This window comes from Paenibacillus paridis (assembly GCF_006345825.1).
Taxonomy (GTDB): domain Bacteria; phylum Bacillota; class Bacilli; order Paenibacillales; family Paenibacillaceae; genus Pristimantibacillus; species Pristimantibacillus paridis.
Genome location: NZ_VCIX01000087.1, coordinates 240,327 through 264,493 on the forward strand (window position 1 = coordinate 240,327; position 24,167 = coordinate 264,493).

The 24,167-nt window shown below is 48.8% G+C and carries 15 protein-coding genes and 1 pseudogene; 2 read left to right on the top strand and 14 right to left on the bottom strand.

Translation table 11 applies throughout. The features are described from left to right. Positions 1-24: 24 nt before the first annotated feature. Positions 25-1,800, bottom strand: coding sequence for a two-component system histidine kinase PnpS (gene pnpS / locus FJQ58_RS16530; RefSeq protein ID WP_139995345.1), 1,776 nt, complete (start codon positions 1,798-1,800; stop codon positions 25-27). Between the two features lie 75 nt (positions 1,801-1,875). Beyond that, complete coding sequence (locus FJQ58_RS16535) at positions 1,876-2,850, bottom strand: bile acid:sodium symporter family protein (protein ID WP_139995347.1); 975 nt, start codon at positions 2,848-2,850, stop codon at positions 1,876-1,878. 117 nt (positions 2,851-2,967) lie between these two features. On the opposite strand from FJQ58_RS16535, the gene FJQ58_RS16540 reads away from it, so the two are divergent. Continuing rightward, positions 2,968-4,110, top strand: a complete 1,143-nt coding sequence (locus tag FJQ58_RS16540; protein WP_139995349.1) for a YfbR-like 5'-deoxynucleotidase — start codon at positions 2,968-2,970, stop codon at positions 4,108-4,110. Positions 4,111-5,013: 903 nt separating this feature from the next. Here FJQ58_RS16540 and FJQ58_RS16545 read toward each other — a convergent pair. The 11 genes from FJQ58_RS16545 to FJQ58_RS16595 all read right to left on the bottom strand — a co-directional run bounded on the left by FJQ58_RS16545 (position 5,014) and on the right by FJQ58_RS16595 (position 20,949). After that, positions 5,014-6,624, bottom strand: coding sequence for a glycoside hydrolase family 3 protein (locus tag FJQ58_RS16545; RefSeq protein ID WP_139995605.1), 1,611 nt, complete (start codon positions 6,622-6,624; stop codon positions 5,014-5,016). A 49-nt stretch (positions 6,625-6,673) separates the two neighbouring features. Next, positions 6,674-8,305 (bottom strand): response regulator, encoded by a 1,632-nt coding sequence (locus FJQ58_RS16550; RefSeq protein WP_139995351.1) that lies wholly within the window; start codon positions 8,303-8,305, stop codon positions 6,674-6,676. Beyond that, a complete protein-coding gene (locus FJQ58_RS16555) occupies positions 8,302-10,113 on the bottom strand; it encodes a sensor histidine kinase (RefSeq protein WP_139995353.1) in 1,812 nt (603 codons plus the stop codon). The genes FJQ58_RS16550 and FJQ58_RS16555 overlap by 4 nt, the downstream gene beginning before the upstream one ends. 21 nt (positions 10,114-10,134) lie before the next feature. After that, the gene (locus FJQ58_RS16560) at positions 10,135-10,980 is read right to left on the bottom strand and encodes a carbohydrate ABC transporter permease (RefSeq protein WP_139995355.1); all 846 of its coding nucleotides are present in this window, start codon (positions 10,978-10,980) and stop codon (positions 10,135-10,137) included. Continuing rightward, the gene (locus tag FJQ58_RS16565) at positions 10,980-11,861 is read right to left on the bottom strand and encodes a carbohydrate ABC transporter permease (protein WP_139995357.1); all 882 of its coding nucleotides are present in this window, start codon (positions 11,859-11,861) and stop codon (positions 10,980-10,982) included. Before FJQ58_RS16565 ends, FJQ58_RS16560 begins: the two co-directional genes overlap by 1 nt. Before the next feature lie 94 nt (positions 11,862-11,955). Then, on the bottom strand, positions 11,956-13,326 hold the full coding sequence (locus FJQ58_RS16570; protein WP_139995359.1) for an extracellular solute-binding protein: 1,371 nt from the start codon (positions 13,324-13,326) through the stop codon (positions 11,956-11,958). Between the two features lie 195 nt (positions 13,327-13,521). Further along, positions 13,522-13,713: a hypothetical protein gene (locus FJQ58_RS16575; RefSeq protein WP_139995361.1), complete on the bottom strand. Its 192-nt coding sequence runs from the start codon at positions 13,711-13,713 to the stop codon at positions 13,522-13,524. Positions 13,714-13,722: 9 nt separating this feature from the next. Continuing rightward, positions 13,723-16,626 (bottom strand): DEAD/DEAH box helicase, encoded by a 2,904-nt coding sequence (locus FJQ58_RS16580; protein WP_139995362.1) that lies wholly within the window; start codon positions 16,624-16,626, stop codon positions 13,723-13,725. Continuing rightward, positions 16,623-18,233 carry an SWIM zinc finger family protein gene (locus FJQ58_RS16585; RefSeq protein ID WP_139995364.1) on the bottom strand — a complete coding sequence of 537 codons (1,611 nt, stop codon included), beginning with the start codon at positions 18,231-18,233 and terminating at the stop codon, positions 16,623-16,625. Before FJQ58_RS16585 ends, FJQ58_RS16580 begins: the two co-directional genes overlap by 4 nt. Before the next feature lie 149 nt (positions 18,234-18,382). Continuing rightward, on the bottom strand, positions 18,383-20,137 hold the full coding sequence (locus tag FJQ58_RS16590) for a sensor histidine kinase (RefSeq protein WP_238404093.1): 1,755 nt from the start codon (positions 20,135-20,137) through the stop codon (positions 18,383-18,385). Positions 20,138-20,274: 137 nt separating this feature from the next. After that, a complete protein-coding gene (locus tag FJQ58_RS16595) occupies positions 20,275-20,949 on the bottom strand; it encodes a tetratricopeptide repeat protein (protein ID WP_139995366.1) in 675 nt (224 codons plus the stop codon). 217 nt (positions 20,950-21,166) lie between these two features. On the opposite strand from FJQ58_RS16595, the pseudogene FJQ58_RS16600 reads away from it, so the two are divergent. After that, positions 21,167-22,738 (top strand): annotated as a pseudogene (locus FJQ58_RS16600) (catalase); the annotation flags it as partial. A gap of 97 nt (positions 22,739-22,835) precedes the next feature. Here the strand turns inward: FJQ58_RS16600 and FJQ58_RS16605 are convergent. Further along, complete coding sequence (locus tag FJQ58_RS16605; RefSeq protein WP_139995370.1) at positions 22,836-24,146, bottom strand: GHKL domain-containing protein; 1,311 nt, start codon at positions 24,144-24,146, stop codon at positions 22,836-22,838. Positions 24,147-24,167: the final 21 nt, after the last annotated feature.

Sequence of the window (24,167 nt, forward strand, 5' to 3'; positions counted from 1 at the left end):
TGAAGAATAGGTAAATCTTTTTTTCTATTGGAGGACAGGCAGCTCAATGATGAACGTTGAACCGACGCCAACCGCACTATTTACTGAAATGGTTCCTTTATGAAGCTCAACGAGATGCTTGACGATGGAGAGGCCAAGCCCTGTGCCGCCTGAGCTCCGCGACCGCGCTTTATCAACTCTGTAGAACCTCTCGAAAATCCGCGGCAAATCCTTTTTCGGAATGCCAATCCCGGAATCGCTAATTTGAATTCGAATATAATCGTCTCCGATGCCCTCTACGTTCAATGAAACTTTGCCGCCCTCCGGCGTATAATTAATCCCGTTGGAGAGCAAATTCATGACGATTTGCCTTAAGCGGTCTTCATCGGCCTCCACATACAAGCCCGGCTCGATGCTCATGCTAAGCTCAATATGTTTGCGGTCTGCCTCGGATTGCACCAGCTTGATCGATTTGTCGATGAACGTATCCACTTCCACAGGAGAGAACACAAGCGGAACGCGGCGCGATTCAATTTTGGACAGCTCGAGTATATCCCCAATCAACCGGTTCAGCCGGTCACTCTCATCAAAAATAATTTGCAAAAACGAACGAGCGGTTTCTTCATCGTTTACCGCGCCGCCAAGCAATGTTTCCGCAAACCCTTTGACCGCCGTGATCGGCGTCTTCAGCTCATGCGAGACGTTGGCGACAAACTCGCTGCGCATCCGCTCCAGTCTGCGAATGGCCGATACGTCCTGCAGTACAAGCAATACGCCAGAGAATTCATTGCCCTCGGGCTGAATCGGTACCAAATTGAGCTCAAGCAGCCTCTCCTCCGGAAAATAAAATGTAATCTCCTCGCGCAAATGCTCCTTGCTTTTAAGCCCCTCTTGGATCATTTGGGACAGCTCATACTGCTGCTTCGCTTCTGCAAAATGCCGGCCGACCAGCTCGCGGGCAGAGAAACCAAGCACTTCCTCGGCACGCCTGTTCATCAGCACGATTTTGCCGCTGCGATCGATCATCACAATGCCGTTAATCATATTATCAAGCACACTCTCAAGCTGGTTCTCATTTTGCTGAATCCGTGTCATTTGAACCTGAAGGCTGTCTGCCATTGCATTTATAGCGTTGCCAAGCTCGCCGATTTCATCCTGCTTGCCTACTTTCACCCTTGCGCGGTAGTCCATGTTTTTGATCCGCTTGGCAACCTTTGTAATTTGCTCTAGCGGACGTGTTAAGCCAAGTGCAAGGCGGTAGCAGATTAACGCCGCAATAAGGAACAAAACGAGCAAGCCAAGCGCTAGCACAGCCGTCAAATTGCGTATGCTCTCGTCAACCTCCTGCAGGCTCATGGCGAGCCGAATGACGTCCGGTGCTTGTCCCGGTACAACGGTAACCGGTATCGCAACATACATCATATTTTGCTTAATCGTATCGCTCGCCCGGATTGCTCTGCCTGTACCCGAATCTAATGCTTCTTTTATTTCTATCCGGTCTAGATGGTTGTCCATGTCCTGCGGATTGCCATCTGAATCGCCGAGCACAGCACCGTCATTGCGAATAAACGTGACGCGCGCACCCGTATAACGCTTAAGCTCCTTAGCCTCATTGCTATAATACCCATAGAGCGAAGATAAATCGCCTGACTTCCATTCCATTTTTGCCGAAATGATCTGCATCTCGCGTACCATATTATCCTCAAGGGCGTTGATATGGTTTTCCTTGAACGTTTTGACCATAAATAACCCTGCTGCACTCACCGATAAGGCGATCATCGCGATCATTATGAGCGTCAGCCTGGTGCGGAAGCTATTCATCCGGCTCACTCTCCCCGTGTTATTACGTATCATCCAGCCCTAACTATCCTATGCTGCAATGCTGACATCCAACGTTTATCGTACATGCGGCACCGCACTTTCGCCAGCCTTGTGTTTGTTAAGTTTTTGTAAAACATAATGATGAACCGTCGCAAGCGGCTGCTGAATGAGAATTGAAAGCACCACGGGAACAGCCGCAAGCGGACTGAAGTAGCCAAGCGCAAGCACAATGCCAAGCGAAATATTTCTCATCCCCGTTGCATAGGATACCGTCACTTGTTCTTCATAGCGAAGTCTCGACGTTCCGATATAGCCGAGGGCATAACAAAGGCCAACCAAAACCACCACTAGCGGCACAAGCTTCATCATATCCTGCTTCAACTGCCCAAGATGCGGGGCAATGGCCGATGCGTTCAAGGCAACGACGGCAACGAAGCAAAACTTGGAGATTGGCGCTGAATAAGGAGCTACCATGCCTTGCACACGCCCTCGGCTCATTTGATTCAGTGCGACGCCGATCACGGTTGGAAGCACAATAATGACTAGCAAATCGATAATAATCGGACCAGCCTTCACTTCGACCGCCGAGTCAAAAAACAAATGAATGCCTGCTGGTACTACAAGCGGGCTAAGCGCGGAATCCAGCACTACCATCGCTAGCATAAGGGGCACGCTGCCGCCTGACATCCCTACCCACAGCACCGTCGATACGCCAATGGGAATAATCGTGAATAACACCAATCCAACCACATAGGGCGAATCAGCGCCAAAGATAAGCGTGCCAATGCCGTATGCGGCTAACGGAGATAGGACGTGGGCAATCACAAAGGTAAGCACCATAACGCCAGGTTTCTTCATCACCTCTCGCAGCTGTCCCAAGCCGCACCCAATCGCCATGGTCAGCGTCACGTAAGCAAATAAATAAGGCACCCACTCAATAAAGCGTTGAAGCGAATTGGCAAATATAAAGCCAAGTATCAGGGAGCCTGGAATAATGATAAACATCCATCGTTCAAAATGCCGGTTAAAAGCCAATCCAAATTCACGCATGCGTTTTCCCTCATTTGCTCCATCTAGTCGTTTTTGTACATAAGCTTTATAATAGCATAGTCACTCCTGCACATGAACGAAAACTCGCCAAGCGAGGATAGCAAAGGAGCCAAATGAATGAAGAATGGTAAATTTACGAACACAATTATCCGGATGCAGTATGTGCCCAGGTGGAGCGAGTATGCTCCTCGTTTCGAGGACAATGCGTCTACGCACAGCTTCAGATGCGCCGCATTGTCGATTTTAGTAGGCATTATTGAAGAAAAAGTGCTCGGTTGTCCGCTGGACAAGCTCAAGCTGCTCGGCAGAAGCTTGTGGGGAGATCTCAAAAACACCGGAACCGGCTCGATTAAGCACGTAACCAAAAAAGAATCCCTCGTCATGAATCATATCCGCGACTTCGAGATGGAGCTCAGCAAAGATATCGTGTCCTATCTCTCCAAGTCGCTGCAAGCCCACGCCTTTGATTACATTGTGAATGCTCAGGATGATACGCATATCGGCCGCTTGGTTGATGCGATCGACACGCTCGATGCTTTTCTTTATTGTCACCGGGAATCCAGACATGATACGAATCCATTCTTTCATGCGAAGCATAAGGAGCTTAAGCAGACGCTAGTCGATACTGGGCTTAAGTCCATCCTCTGGCTGCTGGAGGAATACGACAAAGAAGATGGGTTCTATGAATTCATCCAATACATCGTCAACCTGGATACCGTAAAAAGATGGAATGGCAGCTATAACCTCGTGCCCGACAATGACGCAACGCATTCCTTCCGCGTCGCATCGCTGGCGCTCTTCAACGGACTGCTCGAAATGGAGCGCTTCGGTAATAAGGGCATTGATCTATACAAGCTGCTTGCAAAAGCCACGCTGCATGACCTGCCCGAAGCGTTGTCCGGCGACGTCGTTTCCAATTTCAAGCATAACAATCCGGATATCAAATTCGCATTCGAGCAATACGAGAAAGAAACGGCACTTTATATGATTAACAAGCTGCCTGAGCTCTTTCATGAGGATATGATTGAGTTCATTGCCCATAGCAAATCCGACGACTACGTTGGGGAGATGGTCGACATTGCCGACAAGCTTGACGCCTTGATCAAAGCCAGCCTCGAAATGCGCAATAATCCGCATTATGCGGATACCTACTACAATCAGCTCGTCAAGGTTCAGCACAAATATGAGAATCCTTGCGTCATCTTTTTCTTGGCTTACATTTTGCACGATCTGGCCTACTCTAATCTGATCGGGCAATAGAGGGCGAACCGATTAAGGCACGGACCGATTAAGGATCGAGACCTTTTTTATAAAAAATAGATGGAATTTATCCCGCTAAAATAGCGACTCTCACCAGAAATCAGAAATAGCTGGAAATTGTCCCGTTAATTTCTTCGATTTCCGTGAGTTTCGGCTGATTCTTCGTAATTAGAAGGACAAATTCCATCTAATCCCACAAAAAGCTCAAAATAGCATGAATTAGAAGGAGAAATTCCCTTTAACTTAAAAAACAAGGTTAAGATACTCCGACTTTCATCCGTTATTCATATAAAGGAAATCAAAAAAAAACAGATTGAGGAGTTTGAAGAGAAAGACAAGCTGGGCTTCATTGCTGCTTGCACCATGAGGTCACGCTTGTGGCAACGATGTATCGGAGGAAGAGAGGCTTGGAAGTCAGTAATATCTTAGCATGTCTCGGTTTCTTAGTAGGTAATCGGTTACTTTGAATATAGCAGCTTGTTTGTAAACAACAGTTACGTTAAAGGTAGCAATTTCTTTGAGGATAAAAGTTACGTTAACGAAAGCAGTTTCTCTTAAGACAACAGTTACGTTGAAGATAAATTGCATGTGAAAAATACTATACATGTTGAACTAAAGAAATGAAGTCTAAGCGAAGCGAGAAGATCGTTCTGGAGAAACGCCGTGTTCGGCTTTGTAGCCGGATTCTTACCTTGACACGTCTATGGAAATCAAAGTATCTGGTTACAACCGCGATCCTAAAGAAAGATTTACTCGCGCAGCGACCAGAACGGGAAACTTTAGTTCAACTTATGTAGATAAAAGCAAAGCCATAAAGCCAACCCCAATGTCTGGGTTAGCTTTATGGCTTGAAGCGGCGTCTCCGTAGTGAATATCACAAGAAAGACAGCCTCTCTATTTAAATTAGCTGCCGACGTTGGCACTCCAGCCAAACGGATAAGCAGCGGATATTTCTAGAGGCAGCTTGCCCGTTGGGACCAGATCACCGAGCAGCACTTTCGCTGCCGAGGCGAGGGCCAGTGGTCTGCACTCGTAAACAGCGATATATGCTTTCACCTCTGGAAAAAGCAGTAAATCAAGCGGATTGCGCACCGAAACAACGACAGTGCGTTCAGGTGCAAGCCTTACTGCCTCGCGAGCGACTTCCCGTTCGATCGGATGCTTAGAGGCATCATAGGTGACAACGATGACTTGGGTGAAGCTGTCTAAACCCGCAAGCGGGCGATCTGCGTCCATTTGACGTTCAGTCACATTTGCTCCAAGCCCTTTGAGGAAGTCGCCTAATGTGCCGTCCCCAGCCAGCATCTCATCGGCTACCGACACCGGTACAATTTCCGGCCAGAGCACCAGCGTGTTTTCCTCCTTGCGTAAAGGGAGGAACTGGCCGCCATTTTTGACCAGTGTGACCGAAGCCTCGCTCCACGTCTTCGCTACCGCTTTGCCGGTTTCCGTACCAATACGCGTAACCACCTGCTCCCAAGGCAGCAAGAGCTCATCCAGCTCCAGCTTCACCTTAAGTCCCATAATTCGGTCTAAAGCTTCATCGATACGGGTTTCAGCAAGCTCCCCGCTCTTCACCGCAGCAACGACTGCTTCAAGTGCCGCAAGCTGCTTTTCGAACGTATGGCTAATGAGTACCATATCCGCTCCAGCTTGAAGCGCTTGAATTGCCCCCAGCTCTGGACCATAATGCTTATCGATCGCGTCCATTTCCAAACAATCCGTGACTACGATGCCATCGTACCTAAGCTCTTTGCGCAGCAAGCCCGTAATAACCGGCTCCGACAAGGTGGATGGCACGCCAGACGGATCAAGTGCGGGCAAGCACACATGCGCGGTCATAATGCAGTCTGTTCCTGCTTCGATTGCCGCACGGAATGGCTTTAGCTCGATCGCTTCCAGCCGCTCGCGGCCATGAAGCAGAATAGGCAGCGCATGATGGGAATCCACTGCCGTATCGCCATGACCTGGGAAATGCTTAACGGTAGCGGCAACCCGCGCAGCTTGATAGCCTTCCACAGCTGCGGCGCCAAGCTCAGCCACTACATCCGAGCGGTCGCTATAGGAGCGCACATTAATCACCGGATTTTCCGGATTGTTGTTTACGTCTATGCACGGCGCATAATTCATCGTTACTCCTAGCAGGCGAAGCTCCTCGCCGCATACGCGTGCGGTTTCTCTCGCTCCCTCCGCAAGTCCCGCAGCGCCAAGAGCCATGTTGCCAGGCATTAGCGTTACGCCGTCCACAAGCCTTGCTACCATCCCGCCTTCTTGGTCAATGGCAACGAACAAAGGAGGCTGTCCTGCTTTCCTTGCGATATCTTGCAGCTCGCCGCTAAGTTTATGCACCTGCTCCGCATCCTTCACATTTCGCGTGAAATAAATCGTGCCGCCAATGCCGCCATCTTCAATCAGCCGCTTGATCTGTTTTGTCGGCTCATAACCGTGGAAGCCAAATACGAAGAGCTGGCCCACCTTTTTCCTTAAATCCCATTCCTTCCACTCTTGCTCCATCTTCACTGGTTTCCCTGCCCCTTCCCATGTTTAAACATCCATGCATCTGCTAAGACAAATCGTCGCAAGCCTGTGCGCCTTCCTGCCGCTTGCTGCGGAACTCAGTTGGATTCTCGCCTGTATACTTCATAAATACTTTCGTAAAATAACGACGCTCCGCATAGCCGACTTCCTTTGCAATCTGCGCCACGCTCTTTGGCGTGTCGGCAAGCATAGCCTTCGCCCGTTCCATCCGTTGCCGCGTAACATATTCGATAAACGTCTCCCCAAACGTTTGCTTAAATAACAAACTAAAATAAGAGGTACTCAGGCCAACATGCGTCGCCGTCTCCTCCACGCTCAAATCACGGTAAAGATTGCGGTCCAGAAACGACTTCGCCTCCGTCATCGACCGTTCTGACTGTTTCTTCTTATCCATCGATTTCTCGGAAACGGCATGTGTGACCTGCCTGATGACCGATAGCAGGTCTTTAATGCCAAACCGGCGGTCTAATCTTCGCCATAGCATATCCTCTTGCTCACGTGTGAAAATGCCCATTTCCTTCATCTCGCGCATAAGATGCAAAACAAAAAAATGAAGCAGAGGCTTTACGCGATCGACCGTAGGCTCATTCATGCATTGGAGCTGGTCTGTAATTCCTTGCAGCTCGTTATCTACTCCAGTTGTGTCTCCGCGTTTAACCGCTCCTATAATTTTTTCGGCTGTATCCCAAAACGCTTGGTCTGCTTGGGAAGGCTTTTGCTGATCCGAAGGGTAAATGGAAATCATGTCATGCACCGCGCTCAGCTGCATGCCCTGCTGTACCAGCTTATAGGCATTGGACAAATTAGCTACTGCCGCAAACTCGCGGTATATGCCTGCAAACAAGGAAAGCTTTACATGGCTTTTGATGGCTTCCAGCAGCATTTCCGCCCAATCTTTAACGATGCCTAGATCAAAGACCGAAGCTTTATCCGTTTCAATCAGCACGCACCATTCACCGTCACGAATTTGAATGACAGCATGATGCAGCCCTTTCTGCTGAAGCTTCTCCCGAAGTACGTTACATACGGCAAAATTCCACAGCTTTCTTTCCTTATCGGACCAATCGCGCCAATCCTTCGTTTTCTCCGAGCTGACATCTAGATCCAGCACAATTAGCACAAATTGCTGTTCCTTAAGCTGCTGCTCATCACCTGTAAGCAGCCAGTTATCAGCCGTAACATCCGTATAATCCATAATAATATCGTATAAAATTTTCTCACTGGCGAGGTCAATCATTCGGCCCAGCTTTTGTTTCTCTTCCTCCATCAGCTTCTGCTTGCTGCGCTGGCTGGACATGATTCTTGCAATAACGCCCGTAAGCTCATCATAAGGAATTGGCTTGAGGACATAATCATTTACACCGAATTGGATAGCCGTTCGAGTATAGGCAAAATCCTGATAGCCTGACAGCATAATAATGTCGCAGGCCATCGACTTATCCCGAATATGACGAACAAGCTCCAAGCCATCCATTACTGGCATCCGAATATCGCAAAGCAGTAAATCAAACGGTTGATTCTCCATCAGTTCCAAAGCCTCGACGCCATTTTTGGCTGTGCCGCCGACTGTTAGCCCGAGCATTTCCCAGGGAATAACTTTCTCCAGATTTCTCGTTATATGTGCCTCATCATCAACAAGGAGCACTCTTCCAGTCATAGCTGATCACCTCTGCTCTTCGGAATTACACAGCGAATTACGGTACCGCTGCCTTCTTGACTGCATATCCACATGCCAAATGCCGGCCCATAATGAATACGCAAGCGATCTGCTACGTTTCGCAAGCCTAAGCCTCTGCTTTCGCCAATCTCCGCAGCATTGGATTGCTTGCTGGACGGATTGGCTCCTGCAGCCAGCCTTGTTAATACACCCGAACTCATCCCGCGTCCATTATCGCGCACCATAATAACGATTTGATGAGGCTCTGCGGCCACGTCAAGCGTGATCATGCCCTGACCGTCCTCATAGCCTTCAAAGCCATGCTGAATGCTATTCTCAACAAGCGGTTGAAGCGTCAGCTTCAGAATTGTGAAATCCAGTGTCTCGGGCGCAACGTTTAATTGATAAGTAAACAGCTCCTCGAAGCGGTACTTCTGAATTTCCAAATAACTTCTTACATGCTCAATTTCCTGTTTGATGCTGATTTCCTCGGAATGATGCATGCTTGTGCGGAGCATTACGCTTAAGCGGCGAACCATCAGCATAATTTTGGCTCCTTCATTTTGCGCGGCCAACGCATTGATCGACTCCAGCGTATTGAACAGGAAATGCGGCTTGATCTGAGCTTGCATCAGCATCATCTCCGCATGCTGCTTGCGGGCCTGCTCTCTGCGAACCTCGCTAAGCAGGTTCCCGATTCGCTCAACCATACTGTTGAAGCTCCGCGCCAGCAGCACGGTTTCATCCTTCCCCTGCGCGGTTACGCGAATATCGAGCAGTCCTTGTTCGACCAGCCTCATTTTCCTTACCACTTTAATGATGGACTTAGCAACGCGGTTCACAAAAAAAACGTTGAACAGCACGGCAGACAACAAACCAAGCACCGTGATCATGCCAATCCATTGCACAAAACGAACGTTTTCATTGGTAAGCGAGTTCCACGGCTTTACCGATACGAGCGTCCACTCGTTGCGATCCAGTTGGTAAGAGGACACGAGACTGTCAACGCCCTCGAATTCCACCCTTGAACTGTTATAGCTGTTTGTCAGCTGCGGCAGGGAATCGGTCTGCTCGTTAATGTTATGCCCGTCGAACTTGCTTTTGCTGTCCAGCATAATTAAACCGGATTTATTTACGATTAGATATCTTGTCTCCACGGCATCCGCCTGCGGATTTTGAAACGCTTTGAGCATACTGGAGATTTCTTCTGTTTTATACTGAGTTACCATCACACCGAGATCATTTAGTGTCTCCATATCCCTGACTACTCGCAATTGCGTAAACAAAGGCGGATCTACGTTGGTCAGCTCACGTTGCTCATAAGGGCCAATCCAAAGCGGACGTCCGCCTAGCCTTGTCACTTCTTTGTAGAGGGAATGCTGCTTGAGCATATCAAAGGAAATCGGCTTGAACGTAATCGGATCATTGCGGAAAGAACGGAACATCGTCCCGTCCTTCGCGTACAAGACCACAAAGCTTACTGCCGGATGCTGGAACAGGATTCGCTTCATTTCCTTCTCCGCTTGGTTGATCGCAATCAACGTGCTGGCATCATTGGTTGTGCGAGTGCTGTATTTCAAGGTGTCCTGTACTTCAGAGCTCGTCAGATTCCCATCGGAGAGCTGGTCCAGCTCACGGAAGAAATAACGGATGTTTCCTCCCACCGCCCTGAGCGAAATCTCGGTTTGCTCGCTATATTTTTTCTCCAGCAATCTCTCCGAATTCAGGAAAGAGAAGATGCCGAGACCGATCATCGGAATGATGATCAGACATATAAAAGCAAGCATCAATTTCGGTCTCAGGTTCATCTAGCAGGCTCCTCTATAGGTTTATCCCTTTACGCTTCCCGCTGTCATGCCCTCAATAATCTGCCTTTGCAGGAATACATACACCGCAAGCACCGGAATAATGCTTATGATGACAGCCGCCGATAAAGAAGCAAAGTTAGTACGATAGCCGTCATTAAAAGTAGCCATCCCTGTAGGCAATGTTTTGAGCGATTCTGACGTTATAAAAAGCTGGGATAAAATATATTCGTTCCAATTGGATATGAAGTTTAAAATAAATACGGTTACGAGCGCTGGCAGCGAAATCGGGATGATGACTTTGAAAAATAGGCCCGTTGCCCCAAGCCCGTCCACAATGCCCGCTTCCTCCAGCTCGTTTGGAATCGATAGCATAAAAGCATAAATAATAAATACGGTAATAGGCAATGCATAAGTGCAGTATACCAAAATAAGCGACCAATGCGTATCATATAACGGTTGGCCAAACAGTTTAATTCCTTGAACCAAACGGTATAGCGGAATAAACAACGCGCCTGGCGGCACGATCAAGCCGAGCAAAATAAATTGGTAAATCGCTTTGTTCGTTTTTTTGTATTTCATCCGTGCAATGGCAAAAGAAGTCATCGCAGCAAACAGCAGCGTAAGCACACAGGCAATGACCGTTACGAACGTGCTGTTCCAGGCATATTTTCCAATATTCGCGGTTTCCCAAGCTGCAATATAGTTATCAAAGTTAAAGCTTGTTGGCAAAGCCCAAGTATTGACCGTTATCTCGCGGTTCGTCTTGAACGAGGACATAAACAGCCATAGCAGCGGGAAGAGCAATACGACGACATAACCCATAAGAAACAGATGCATCCACCATTGCGGGCTCCGGGAACGTTCCATTAGTACTGCACCTCCTCGCTCTTAGTGATGCGCTGCAAAATGCCCGTCAGCACTAAAATAATAATGAACATCGCTACGCCGATCGCGCTGCCGTAGCCAAGCTCCAAGGAACGGAAGCCAACCTTCAGCATGTACGTCGACATGACCTCCGTGGATTGAAACGGGCCGCCGTTCGTCATAATTTGTACGATATCAAGCACCTTCATCGTTCCCGAAACCGTGAGCAGCAGCATAACGAACATAATCGGTCTAACCAGCGGCAAGGTGATGGACCAGGTTTCCTGCCAGCCGTTCACGCCGTCAAGCTTCGAAGCCTCAACGATTTCTTTCGGAATATTTAGAATCGCCGCCAAACACAATACAATGAAGAATCCGATATTTTGCCAAGCGTTGGCAATTAGAATGGAGAGCATCGCCAGCTTCGGATCAGACAGCCATTCCCTAGCCCAATCCTCCGGTGCCACGAGCCTGATAAACTGATTGATCATGCCGGAATCATAGTTGTAAAGCACCCCGAACAAGATCGCTACTGTTGCTGTAGAAATAACAACCGGCACGAACACGGCCGATTTGTAAAAGTCACGCATCCGTCTTACTTTGCTGATAATAATCGAAATCAGGAAGACGAGCGGAATGTTCACGATTAAGGAAAACGCCATAAAGTAAAAATTGTTCAAGAGTGCTTTTCTAAAAACCTCATCCTGCCACAATCTTACAAAGTTATCGAAGCCGATAAATACCTTCTCGGTAATTCCGTCCCATTGAAAGAAGCCGTAAAAAAAGGAGACAATGACGGGATAAACGAAAAACAAAGCGTATAAAGCAAGCGTCGGAATGATGAACGCCACGTAAGTAATCGGGTTTTTGAGTGCTCTGTTCATAATGTCCTCCTTTTCTCCTGGCGTAGAAAGAGGGTGTCCTCCTGGAAGGAAGGACACCCTCTCGCCCATCAGGATCGATTGTAATGTCTGGCGATTACTTAGCCGCGTTTGCTTTGTCTTGCGACGCTTGCACTTTTTCCGCTACTTTCTCAGGCTTGCTCACTTTACCGATTAGCTCTTGGATCCCAACGTTAATGTCAGCGCCAACAGCCGGTTGAACGATTGCATCGTAGGCTTTCCACGAGCTTGAAGCATTAGCCATAACCGTCAAAATTTCAGTTGTCAGCGGGTCTACGCCGGACAGATCGCTAAGCTTCATCGAAGGCAGCAATTTATCTTCAACCAGCGTACGTTTTTGCACTTCTTCCGTGTAGAAATTAGCGATAAATTTCTTAGCTGCGGCTACTTGATCTTCATTCAGGTTTGCAGAGAAACCAAATCCGTTCGAGTAAGAAGCATTGATCGATGTTTGGTCGCCTGCTCCGCCTTCGATGGACGGGAATGCGAAGTAACCGATTTGGCCTTTCAGGTCGCCAGCCTCGTCACCGGAGAAACGGTTGGCATCCCACGTGCCCGTAAATACCATTGCCGCTTTGCCCGAAAGCAATTGAGCGCCTTGATCCGCATAAGCAAGGCCAAGAGCGCCTTTAGTGAAATAATCCTTGTTCACGAGCTCTGCGTAGGAAGCAAAACCTTTAACAAAGTTTTCGTCCGTCCATTTGGCTTCGCCGGATACGACTTTGCTAAATGCGTCGATGCCAACGTTGCGCTCCATAACCGTATTCCAGAGCATGCCGTTAACCCAGCCGTCTTTGGCTGCTAGGCCAAATGGCGTGTATCCAGCCGTTTTGATTTTTCCCGAAACATCGAGCAATTGTGCCCAAGTCGTAGGAATTTCTAGGCCAAGCTCAGAGAAAATTTTCTTATTATAGAAGATCGCTTCGCTGTAGCCGCCGAATGGAAGGCCGTAAACCTTGCCATCTACCGTAAACTCATCCAAGCTGGCAAATTTGTCTTTCAAGCCAAGCTCATCAATAATCGGCGTGAGGTCTAGCATGCGGTTTGCTTTGACATACAGGTTAAGGTCAGCACCGCCGAACACTTCGAAAATATCAGGAGGATTGCCGGCTGCCATCTCTGCTTTCAGTTTTTGGTCGCGGTTGACGATCTCGTCAATGCCTTCAAGCTTGAAGGTAAGCCCTTTGTTCTCTTCCTGCGTTTTCGCAACCACATCTTCAAGAATTTTTAGGCGGGTTTTGCTTGTTTCTTTAATTTGGGTGTGGCGGAGAGACAGCGTAACATCCTTGGCTTCTACTGGCGGGTCCGTCGCCTCAGCGGGCTTATTCGTACTATTGTCCGTCGCTGGGGTATTCGTTGCCTCTGTGTTGCCGTTCGAGCCGCAAGCGGATGCGACCATCATAATCGATACCAATAGTGTGGCAATGATCGTGGATCTCTTTTTCATCTAGAAAGACCTCCTCGTTTATGGTTGTTGCTTGTTTGCCTCGCACCTTTATTATAGTCGGCCCTCCATGCAACGTAGGAGGTCCAAATAACGACGAGTTAGGGATACTATTCTCTTATTTTACGGAGGAGGGATAAAAATATATAGCCTGCCGGGTTATTTTCCCCGACAGGCTATGTGAGTTATTCTTTTGAATTAGTATCGCATATTGCTAGTTATCTCTTTAATGACGGAATAAAACTTCTGCCATTCCGCATTTGCCGACGATAACTCGGCATGTTCATCGGCTTCTGCGTGTTCTGCCTGCGGACTTCGGCTCGCAAGCTTCACCTTATCGTTCTCGAGCTGAAGCTTTTCCTGCTTCGCTCGCAACCTCGCATCATCCATTTATATCCCTCATCCCTTTAACCAGCTTTTTCGCAAAGCAAAGAGCTCTCTTAAATCGTCCGTGGACATTTCCGTAATCCATTGCTCCGATTGTCCGACGACTTGATCATTAAGCGACTGCTTGCGCTCGATCATCTCGTCGATTTTCTCCTCCAGCGTCCCGAGCGTAATAAATTTGTGCACATGCACCTCTTTCGTCTGCCCGATCCGGAAGGCACGGTCCGTCGCCTGATTTTCCACGGCGGGATTCCACCAGCGGTCAAAGTGGAAGACATGATTAGCAGCGGTCAAATTCAGTCCTGTACCGCCGGCCTTCAAGGAAAGCACAAACGCACAGCAAGGCTCTTCGGGATTTTGGAACCGTTCAATCATCTGATCCCGTTTCACCTTCGGTACGCTGCCATGCAAGTAAGGCACAGGCAAGCCAAGCTTTTCTTCAAGCAGCTGCTGCAGCTGCTGACCCATCTCAATATATTGGGTAAAAATCAGGCAGCGCTCGCCTTCGGCTGCAATTTCCTCGCACATTTCCAGCAGCCTTACCACTTTATTCGATCGCTCGATATCCCACAGCTGCAGCTTCTCTTCGCTCGCGAGCAGTGACGGGTGATCGCATAATTGCTTAAGCTTCGTTAAAGCGGCAAGAATCAAGCCCCGGCGCTGCATTGGACCCAGCTTATCTAGATTTTCAAGAAGGTCGGCTACTAAATTCTCATACATGGCACCTTGCTCTGCGGTCAGCGTCATGTAGGTTTTCGACTCATTCTTATCCGGAAGCGACAGCTGAATCGATGGGTCCTTCTTGATCCTGCGCAGCATAAACGGTTTTACCCAGCGCTGTAGCCCGGCAATAAGCTTCTCATCCCGCGTCTTCTCTATCGGTGTAACGATTTCCTTGCGGAACTCGTTGATGTTGCCCAAATAACCTGGGTTAATGAAATCATAGATGGACCAAAGCTCTGTCAGCCTGTTCTCCATCGGCGTTCCTGTAAGCGCGATCCGGTGCGAGGCAGGCAGGCGCCTAATGGCTGTCGATTGCTTCGTATATATATTTTTAATATTTTGGGCTTCATCGAGGCATAAAGCATCCCAATCGACCAAGCTCAAGTCTTCTTCATCCAGCTGCGCCAAGGAATAGGAGGTGATCACCAAATCCGCCTCCGCTACGGAATCACGTAGAACCTCTCCCTTATCCCGCTTGTTACCATAATGGAGCATAACGCGAAGCGAAGGAGCAAACCGCTCCAGCTCCTTCTCCCAGTTGCCGATAACCGACGTCGGACTGATCAGCAGCGACGGGCCGCCCGTTTGCAGCTTTCGTTCCTTAATGTAGACCAGGTAAGCCATAAACTGAATCGTCTTGCCAAGGCCCATATCATCCGCAAGCACGCCGCCAAGCCCAAATTTCCTTAGAAACAGCAGCCACGATACGCCTTCCAGCTGATAAGGCCGAAGCTCTCCCAAAAAAGCGGCCGGGATCTCGGCAAGCGGGATTTCGGAGGTGTGCTGCAGCTGTGCCAGCCAAGCCGTCAAATGCTCATTTAGCTCGACCTCTGCCTCCAAATCCGAATCCAGCTCCTCGCTGTCATCTAGCGGAATGCCGCCCTTCAGATGCATCTCGAGCACATCTCGGAAAGACAAGCCTTTGCGCTTGCCCATCCGTTTCAACCATTGCTTGATTTGCGTCACATCCTGCGGGTCCAAATGGACCCATTCGCCTCCGATATTAAACAGCCGCCGGTTCTGCTCCGCAAGATGAAGAAATTCCGCTTCTGTTAAATTAACATCGCCGAGAGCAAGCTTCCAATCAAATTGCACGATTTGGTCCAATCCGAACATGGGCTGTGCCGCCGAGCCTACCGAAGACTTCATTTTCGCCTTCAAACGAAGCTTACGTGAGCGCACCGCTTCCCACCAGCTTGGAAGAAGTACGGGACAACCCGCTTCCAGCAATTTCACGCTGCCCTCTTCGAGGAATTTCCACGCTTCATTATCGGTAAGAGTCATCTGCAGCTGATTGGGTTCTGCTTGATCTGCAAGCTCCGGCAATGCTAAGATCCATTTCAACTGCTCCTTGGCAAGCTTGGCTTCGAGATACGTCAGCCATTCCTCAGGTATGCTCCGTTCATCCTCGGTATCGGCCTCCCAGCCCTCTTCCCAGGCACCTGGCCTAATCGGAAGCCAAGGCCCGCCCTCTCGATCCTGCAATGCAGGACGAAGACGCCACTCCGGCGAAACATGCGGCTCTACCAGCTGCAGAGCAATCCGGAACGGCAGTGCATCCTTCCGCAGCCCGATGGCAATGAGCCAATCCTCTTCATCCGCTGCCTTTCTTCGCAGCACCGCTTCGCCTGACGCAGCCGCAATCGCTTTCCAAGCCTGAGCCGCCTGTTCGTTTTCCTCCAGCATTTGCTCGATCGCACCGCTTAGCCATCGTTCAATTCCTTTATCGCCATGTGCCGAGGCCGCAACGGCATTATCCTGCCACTGCTGCGCGAAGTCCGTCTCCTGCTCAGGAATTGCGATTCGCCAGCTCCGCCGCTCGTCAGCCCAATGCTCCCAGTCTGGCATAAACCAGCCCTTTAGCAGAGCCGTTCGAATCTGCTCTGCCATTCTCATTAAGACAGCCATGCGATCTGTCCACTCCAGCTGAAGCAGCCGGACATGCTGGGGCGAGGATAAATAATCGACTGCAAGCAAAGGCGGAATGCTGAGCAGCTTTCTTTCACCTAAACTGATCTCTTCGATATCCGCTCCGTACCATGAAGCTTTATGCCACGCAAAAAGAAGGTAACGCAGCTTGCCGTCGGCTGCATCCTTCCGATCGACTGCGCTAACCAGAACCGAGGCACCGTTCTCATCCTCGTTCCAAAATCCGTCTATCATTAACTTTCGCGCGCCAATGTATGTTCTCATGTAACCAATTTCCCTTTCCACAGCTCTTCCTGAAACGCTCTAAGCCGCTGATGCTTGCGTACGAGGCCTTCAAGATATTGCTCCCACCGAGAGGCATCCTTGTCTGTCTTGTATAGCTTCTCCAGCTTCTTCAACTGCTTGACGGCGATGCGGTACCCTTGACGGTTGCGTGTTTGGATAGATGCTTCTACCGACTGATGGTACAGCGGCATTAAGGCACGAGGGGCCAGCTTGGCAATCTCGCGCAGCGCATGCGCGCCCACGTCCTCGGGTCGGGCTCCGACAAGCATTTGCAAATCCGCCCACTCCTCATACCGTTTCTGATCGAGCCAATGGTCAGATAATTCAGAATAGGAATGAGGCAGCAATTGCGTCATATAATCGGTCCAGATCCGAAGCTCGGGACGGTCCAAATCTGCCCTGCGGCATAAGGTCACGAACGGGCCGACCGATCGGCCGTTTTTCACATGGTTGACCCGCTCGAACAAGAAGCTCATCCATTTCTCCACAAGCGGCCATTTCTCCTCCTGCATCCGCTGTGCCGCGCATGGATACATGACCTTCTGAGAGCGCTCGAAGCTTGTAAGCTCAAAATGCTCAATCGCCTGCTCATCACGCGTATCAAAAAAGTACATCATGCCGATTGCCGTGTGCAAGAACGCATGGTTAACCTCTTCGGCCGGCTCCTGCTTGACAAGCTCAAGCATCGCAGCAAGCTCTTTGTCATACCAGCTTCTGCTTTCCGAAAGCTTCTCGCAGAAAGCCAGGTACATGTATTCCCAATCAAAGAGCTGCCTTTCCGTACCGGATGCCCAAATCTTCACATGCGCAATCAATCCATCTGCCCATGCCTCTTCTTCCGGCACCATTTCCCCTGGAGTCAGCTCCGAAATCAATGTATATAAATGCTCCACCCATGGCTCAGCCATGCGGATAAATGACATCTCATGATAATATCTGCTAAATGAATCAACGGTATTTATCGCTCTTTCCGCCTGTTCCAACACAAACAAAATAGCCGTTGACCAATGCAATCGCTGCAATGGCTTCTTCCAATCCTTGGATAGCCCTTTCAAGGAAGACAGTAGCGGCTGCAGAGCATGCAGCGAGTGGCGGCATTTGCGCCAAACCTCGCCATGCGTGGCCTGCATCCAGTCGAGCCACTCTTTAGCTGTACCTGATTCGCCCGGATCTTGGGCAATCGTTGGCACTGGCGGCTGCCCTTCCGGCTCAGCCGGTTTGCTTTTGAGCAGCGTACTGGCTGAGGAGAGTCCTAGCAATTTGAAATAAGACCGTTCCGCTAACGAATGTCCACCCTCCTGCTGACTGCAGTATTGAAAATAAACGGCAGCCATATGCTTGCAAAAACCCATATAAGGACAGGTACAGGAGCTGTATCGCAAATTGCTGGCATCTAGAATGACTGCATAAAGGTCCGTGCCTTTGACGACGCCATATAGATGATCATGGCTGCCTTCATTAGCGCTGTCCACCTTTCCTTCCATGTAATATTGCCAGCCTCGCTTCATGATCGTCGTCTCGACATGTGAGTTCAATTGTTGTTCAATCAGCGCTTGCAGCTTTTCATTGAGGTGCATTACAGACATTCACCCGCTTCCTTTCCGTTCAATTGCATTCCTTCTATTATATCAAGCCGACACGGCTGGTGCCATCATTTGGCGTCAAATGCTACGATTGGACCAAAATAAAAAGCCACACCGACATAGTCCTTTAGTCGGCATGGCAAAATGGCTTATTATAAGGGCATTTTTACGATAAACGTTAATTTCCCGGCTGGCTCTGCCGTTACGTAGACATCCCCTTTATACTGCTTGGCGATGGATTTGACAATCGATAACCCCAAACCTTGGTGATCCTGCTGCTTGGTGGAATATCCCGCTTCAAAAATCGGCCGGGCCAGCGCGCCTTCGGCGTCATCACACGTATTGGTAACCGTAAACTCCAGCGCATCGATCGTTTGCTTGCCAACGAGCGTCACATGCCTGCGGTCTTCCGAGTATTTAAGCACTTCATCAAAAGCATTGTCAATCAGATTGCCAAGCATCCGGTTCACATCGAGCGTCTTCACGCCCATTTCCTGCATATTAAGTCCCGTAAAAGAACAGCTAAAGCCAATTTTATTGCTCTCCGCTTGTGAAATTTTGGAGCGGACCAGTGCAGCTATCGCAGGATTCCCGATATTAATAATATCGTTCATCATTCGGATATCGCCAGTCAGCTCTTTGGTGTAGCCGATGAGCTCCTGCGATTTGCCGAGCTCTGCCAAGGAATGAATCGTTTGCACATGATTCAGGAAGTCATGCCTTTGCGCCCGGATGGATTGGAACATCTGGTTAATTTCCTCCACATACGTTTCCTGGGTCACTTTAACGACCTTGTCGCGCGACTGCCTGTAATAGCGCATGGCTACAATGGCAATCAACAGGCTGAAGGCTGTAACGATAATAATGATAATGCCCAAGTTTAAAAATTGCGAATCCAGCTTTTCCTGGATGATATGATAATCAGAGGTCAACATCAGCACGTAGCTGTTCATCGGCTGACCATCCCGATCCGTAATATTGATCCCTTTTTCATTTACAAAAGTGGGGATGTACATTTTAAACATTTCTTTGCCATCAATATTTTCCCGCAGTGTAACCATTTCTTTGGAGAAATAGGCCTGGCGCACCAGCTCCGTATCCCGCTCCGATTTGATTGTGTAAGAACCATAAAATATGGGCTCCTGCACCTTATGCCCTTGTTCAAGCCCCTCGGGGTTGATTGTCGTTTCCCCGTCAGGGAACGTTTCGGGATTGATGAAAGCAATCTCCAGCAGCGATTCGCTGCTCTCAACGGAGTTTTCAATCATTCGATGAACGCCCGTCGCGCTCTCATACTCTTGCTGCTGTTCATAGTCCACATAAGGATCGATAATATAATTGGTTGCGCCATCGTAATAGTAGCCCCACTTATTCAGCTTGTCCACATCCGTCGTAGACACCTCGAACGGGCCGCTCCAGAAATTCGGCAGCGATTGCCCGAGCCAGTCCACCGAAGCATTTTTGTGCTCGAACAACTGGGAGAATACCTCATACCACGGTACCCATGACTTTGTGCTTGTATTCAACTGATTGACATTAGAGGAGCGGTACAGCACAATATCATCCGGCAATTTCTTCAATAGCGTAATGTGGCTCAGATCCAGCTTGTCACGAAGCTCCATGAGCTGCTCTGTCGTTACCTTCTCAATATCCGGGTCCAATGCATACTGAATGGCGATCGAAGCCGTACGAAGCTCGCGCCCGATCTGGTTCTGAAATTGCTCAGACCCTTCACGCGATTGCTCCAGTGAAATTTGCAGCCGTTCAGCATGCGCCAGAAGCTCTTCTTCGAAAGAGTCTTCCAATGTTTTTTTCGTAAGAAAATAATAGGCCGTGTTATTCACAAGCACCATAACGACGATTACGCTAATCGCCACAAGCCAAATATTGCGTTGCATCTCCTGCATCTTGCCCTTCTATCTATTATTGCTTTCATTATGTAACATAACGCCCCAAACGACAATACTGCTTCGATTAACAAATGATAACAATGGATACGCTGCGCAAGATCAACAATAGGTTTTAAAGCAAGGCTTATGGCTCCTTAACCTTTGACCTTCTTGAAATATAAACGAACGGCCCATTTGCGCTCTTGCCGCTTCTTATAACGCGGAAGCATACGGTATATGCGCAATCCTTCGTCAATCGCACTTCGTGCTTCCTGATTATTTCCAAGCTTTTTGTAAATCGCGGCAAGCTGGTCATATGCCTCGCAGGAGGATGAATTGATGGTTTGAAAATCTCGGATGTAAGCAAGCGCCTGCTCCGCTCGTCCATTTGAATAATAAGCTGCAAGGCGCAAATACGGCGCGCCGTATTTGACACGCGGATTAAGCTTCAGCCCATGGAGCGTGCTTGCGGCAAAACGTTCCTCGTCGCCATTATGCAAATAACCGATGCCGAGGTCATCCCAGTATTCCGCGGAATCCTCCAGCGTGTTCTGTAAAGGCTCCAGCCACTGCAAAGCCTCCTTGTATTTCTTGCGTTCAATCAGCAGCCTGGCAAGCTCGTGTTTTGCGGAAACCTCATTCGGCGATTGATTGATTTGCTGCCTCAGCTTCTTGATTCTCGAAATTCTCTTCAGGGGTTTAACGAAGCTAGGCGTGATCCCCACAAAGCGGCGATCCAGCACATACAGCAGGATAAGCAAAACTAGGATAGCGATAAACGGGTTGCCGAACAACCAAAACAGCATGACAAATAGACTAAATTTTAACATCTTATCCCCCTGTAAAATAAAAGATTACACTTTCTGTCGTCCATCAAACGTACGATTTATTGTTGAAATATGGTTCGATTATACCATAATTCTACCGTTTATTGATGAAAACTAGCATTTTTACGTCTTTTCATTATATGAATAACAAATAGATGTATGACTCAAACTATGCCTACGAGTTTACATTTATATGCCATTGGAGGATGAATTCGTCATGACCGCAAAGGACAACACCGAACAAGAGCTAACTACCCGCCAAGGGCATCCGGTTACCGACAACCAGAACATTCGCACCATTGGGAATCGCGGACCTTCAACGCTGGAGAATTACCATTTTATCGAGAAAATATCCCATTTCGACCGGGAACGCGTCCCTGAGCGCGTTGTACATGCACGCGGAGCCGGCGCTCACGGTTATTTCGAGGCTTATGGCAAGCTTGGCGATGAACCGATAGCTAACTATACCCGAGCGAAGCTTTTTCAGGAGGCTGGCAAGCAAACGCCTGTTTTCGTTCGCTTTTCAAGCGTCATTCATGGCGGCCATTCCCCCGAGACGCTGCGTGATCCGCGCGGCTTTGCTACCAAGTTTTATACGGAGGATGGCAATTGGGACTTGGTGGGCAACAACTTGAAAATCTTTTTCATCCGCGATGCGATGAAATTTCCCGATATGGTGCATGCCTTTAAGCCTGATCCGGTCACGAATGTGCAGAGCATGGAGCGATTTTTCGATTTTGTGTCCCAATCGCCTGAGGCGACCCATATGATTACGTTCCTGTTCTCGCCATGGGGAATTCCCGCCAATTATCGGCAAATGCAAGGCTCCGGCGTCAATACATACAAATGGGTAAACTCCGAGGGAACGGGCATCCTTGTGAAATATCATTGGGAGCCGCTTCAAGGCATAAGGAACTTGACCCAGAAGGAAGCCGAGCAGCTCCAGGGCAAAAACTTTAACCACGCGACGCAGGATTTGTACGAGGCGATTGAGCGCGGCGATTATCCCGAGTGGGAGCTTCAGGTGCAGTGGATGAGCGACGGGGAGCATAGCGAGCTGGATTTCGATCCGCTGGATGATACGAAGCTTTGGGACCCCGAACAGTTCCCCATGCTGTCTGTTGGCAAAATGGTGCTGAACAAAAACCCGGAAAATTACTTTGCCGAGGTTGAGCAAGCCGCCTTCGGTACGGGCGTGCTGGTGGATGGACTAGACTTTTCCGATGACAAGATGCTTCAAGGACGTACCTTTTCCTATTCGGATACGCAGCGCTACCGGGTTGGGACAAACTATCTTCAACTGCCGATCAACGCGCCAAAAAAAGCGGTCGCCACCAATCAACGGGATGGGCAAATGGCCTTTTACATCGATATCGCGCCCGGACAAAATCCGCACATCAACTATGAACCATCCACGATGGGCGGATTAAAAGAGGCTCCTCCTTCAGGAGAGCCCCATGAGCCGGCGTATTCGGCCAAACTGACCAAGCAGCCGATCGACCGCCAGAACAACTTCAAGCAGGCGGGTGAAACCTACCGCAAATTCGAAGCTTGGGAGCGTGACGAACTTATCGAGAATCTAGTCGACGCATTAAGCACCTGCAGTCCGGTCATTCGGGAGCAGATGCTCCAGCATTTCGCCGAGGCAGACAGCGACTACGGCACACGCGTTGCCGAAGGGCTTAAGCTGGCCGACCAGCGCGGCATGAATTCAAACCATGTTGGCACTACACCGGCAAACGAAGGAATGGAGATGTCCGCCGAGCTGGGGCATAATACGGACGGCTACTAGCAACAAATATGAGCCAAGCAAAGTCTGTCTTCACCCTTTGCAGTAGTGAGGCTGACGATGCTTGGCTCATTATTTTCACGCCTATCGTAGCTTGCAGTTAAATGGTTATGCGAATGAGCACGTTGCTGTTCTCATATTCAAAATGAATTTGCCCATTATATTTTTCTACCGTTCGTTTGACAATCGAAAGGCCCGTCCCCCGCCAGCTTTGATCTTCCCCTTTAGTGGTAAAGCCTTGCTGGAAGATGCTGCTTTGTTCTTCCTCGGAGAGCACGGCAGGATTCACTACCGTAAAAATATATTTCCCTTTCTCGACCGTACAGTAAACTCGGATCACCTTTGGCAAATCACTTTCATTTTCTTCAACGGCTTCAATCGCATTATCCAGCAAGTTGGACAATAGCTTGGCAAGATCCATCGATGAAATGCGATCAAACGCATGGAAATCCGTTTCGTAGATCATTTGGATATTTTTGGAATGCGCCCGTTCCCACTTGCTTTGAAATAGTACCATCAGAATTGGATTTTTAATGCTTAGAGACAGATTCAAGGTTTTGGATTCCAGCGTTAGCTGCTTCAAATAATCATGGGCTTTATTGTACATCTTGAGATCCATCAGGCCATTTAGCACCTGAAGATGATTCATGAGATCATGCCTGCTGGATTTAATCGTATCTACAATTTTCCCCAGCTCGGATATATATATTTTCTCCGATTCCTGCAAATCCCGCTTCAAGCGAGCCTTATACCATTTGTTCAGCAAATATACGCCAGCAAGAAGAACAAAGGCAAACAGAATATCCATGCCATAAATAAATAGATTGTTTTTGATTACATGCTTGCTGATATAACCCAGATCTTCTGCAGCTATATCAATGCCTACCATGCCTAGCATGTCGCCGTTGTCATCAAAGATAGGAACGCCAATCGACATGTAGGAGCCGGTATGCTCATCGTGGATAACGTCTGTGTAATAATTTTCGGCTTGCTTGGCAAGCCTCACCTGTTCAGGAGGCACTGTACACGGCGAGCCAATAGGCATATCATCGACTTCAGGCGGGAATGCCGAAACCATCACCTTGGATACCTCGCTGTCATCAAGCAGAAGCGTATAGACGTAAAGGGCATTGATTCGTTCGCGGTACTCCTCTAAGTATCCTCTTATATTCTCGTAATGCTCATCGTTCGTTTTGGCTAGTAAAAATTGTTTATATTCTTCCTTATCCATGCCCTTTGCAATGACCAGCGCAATATCGGTGTACTGCTTGGCAAGCGTTATCTCTGCTGATTTCACAGTGGAATGATAAGAAAATACTAATTTTGCTCCGGTGAGCACGCTTAGCGTTGATACTGCGATAACAATAAAATAAAACATTCTTTTTTGATTGTTGAGACGGCTTGATTTCATGGGTTTGATTCCTTTTCATCA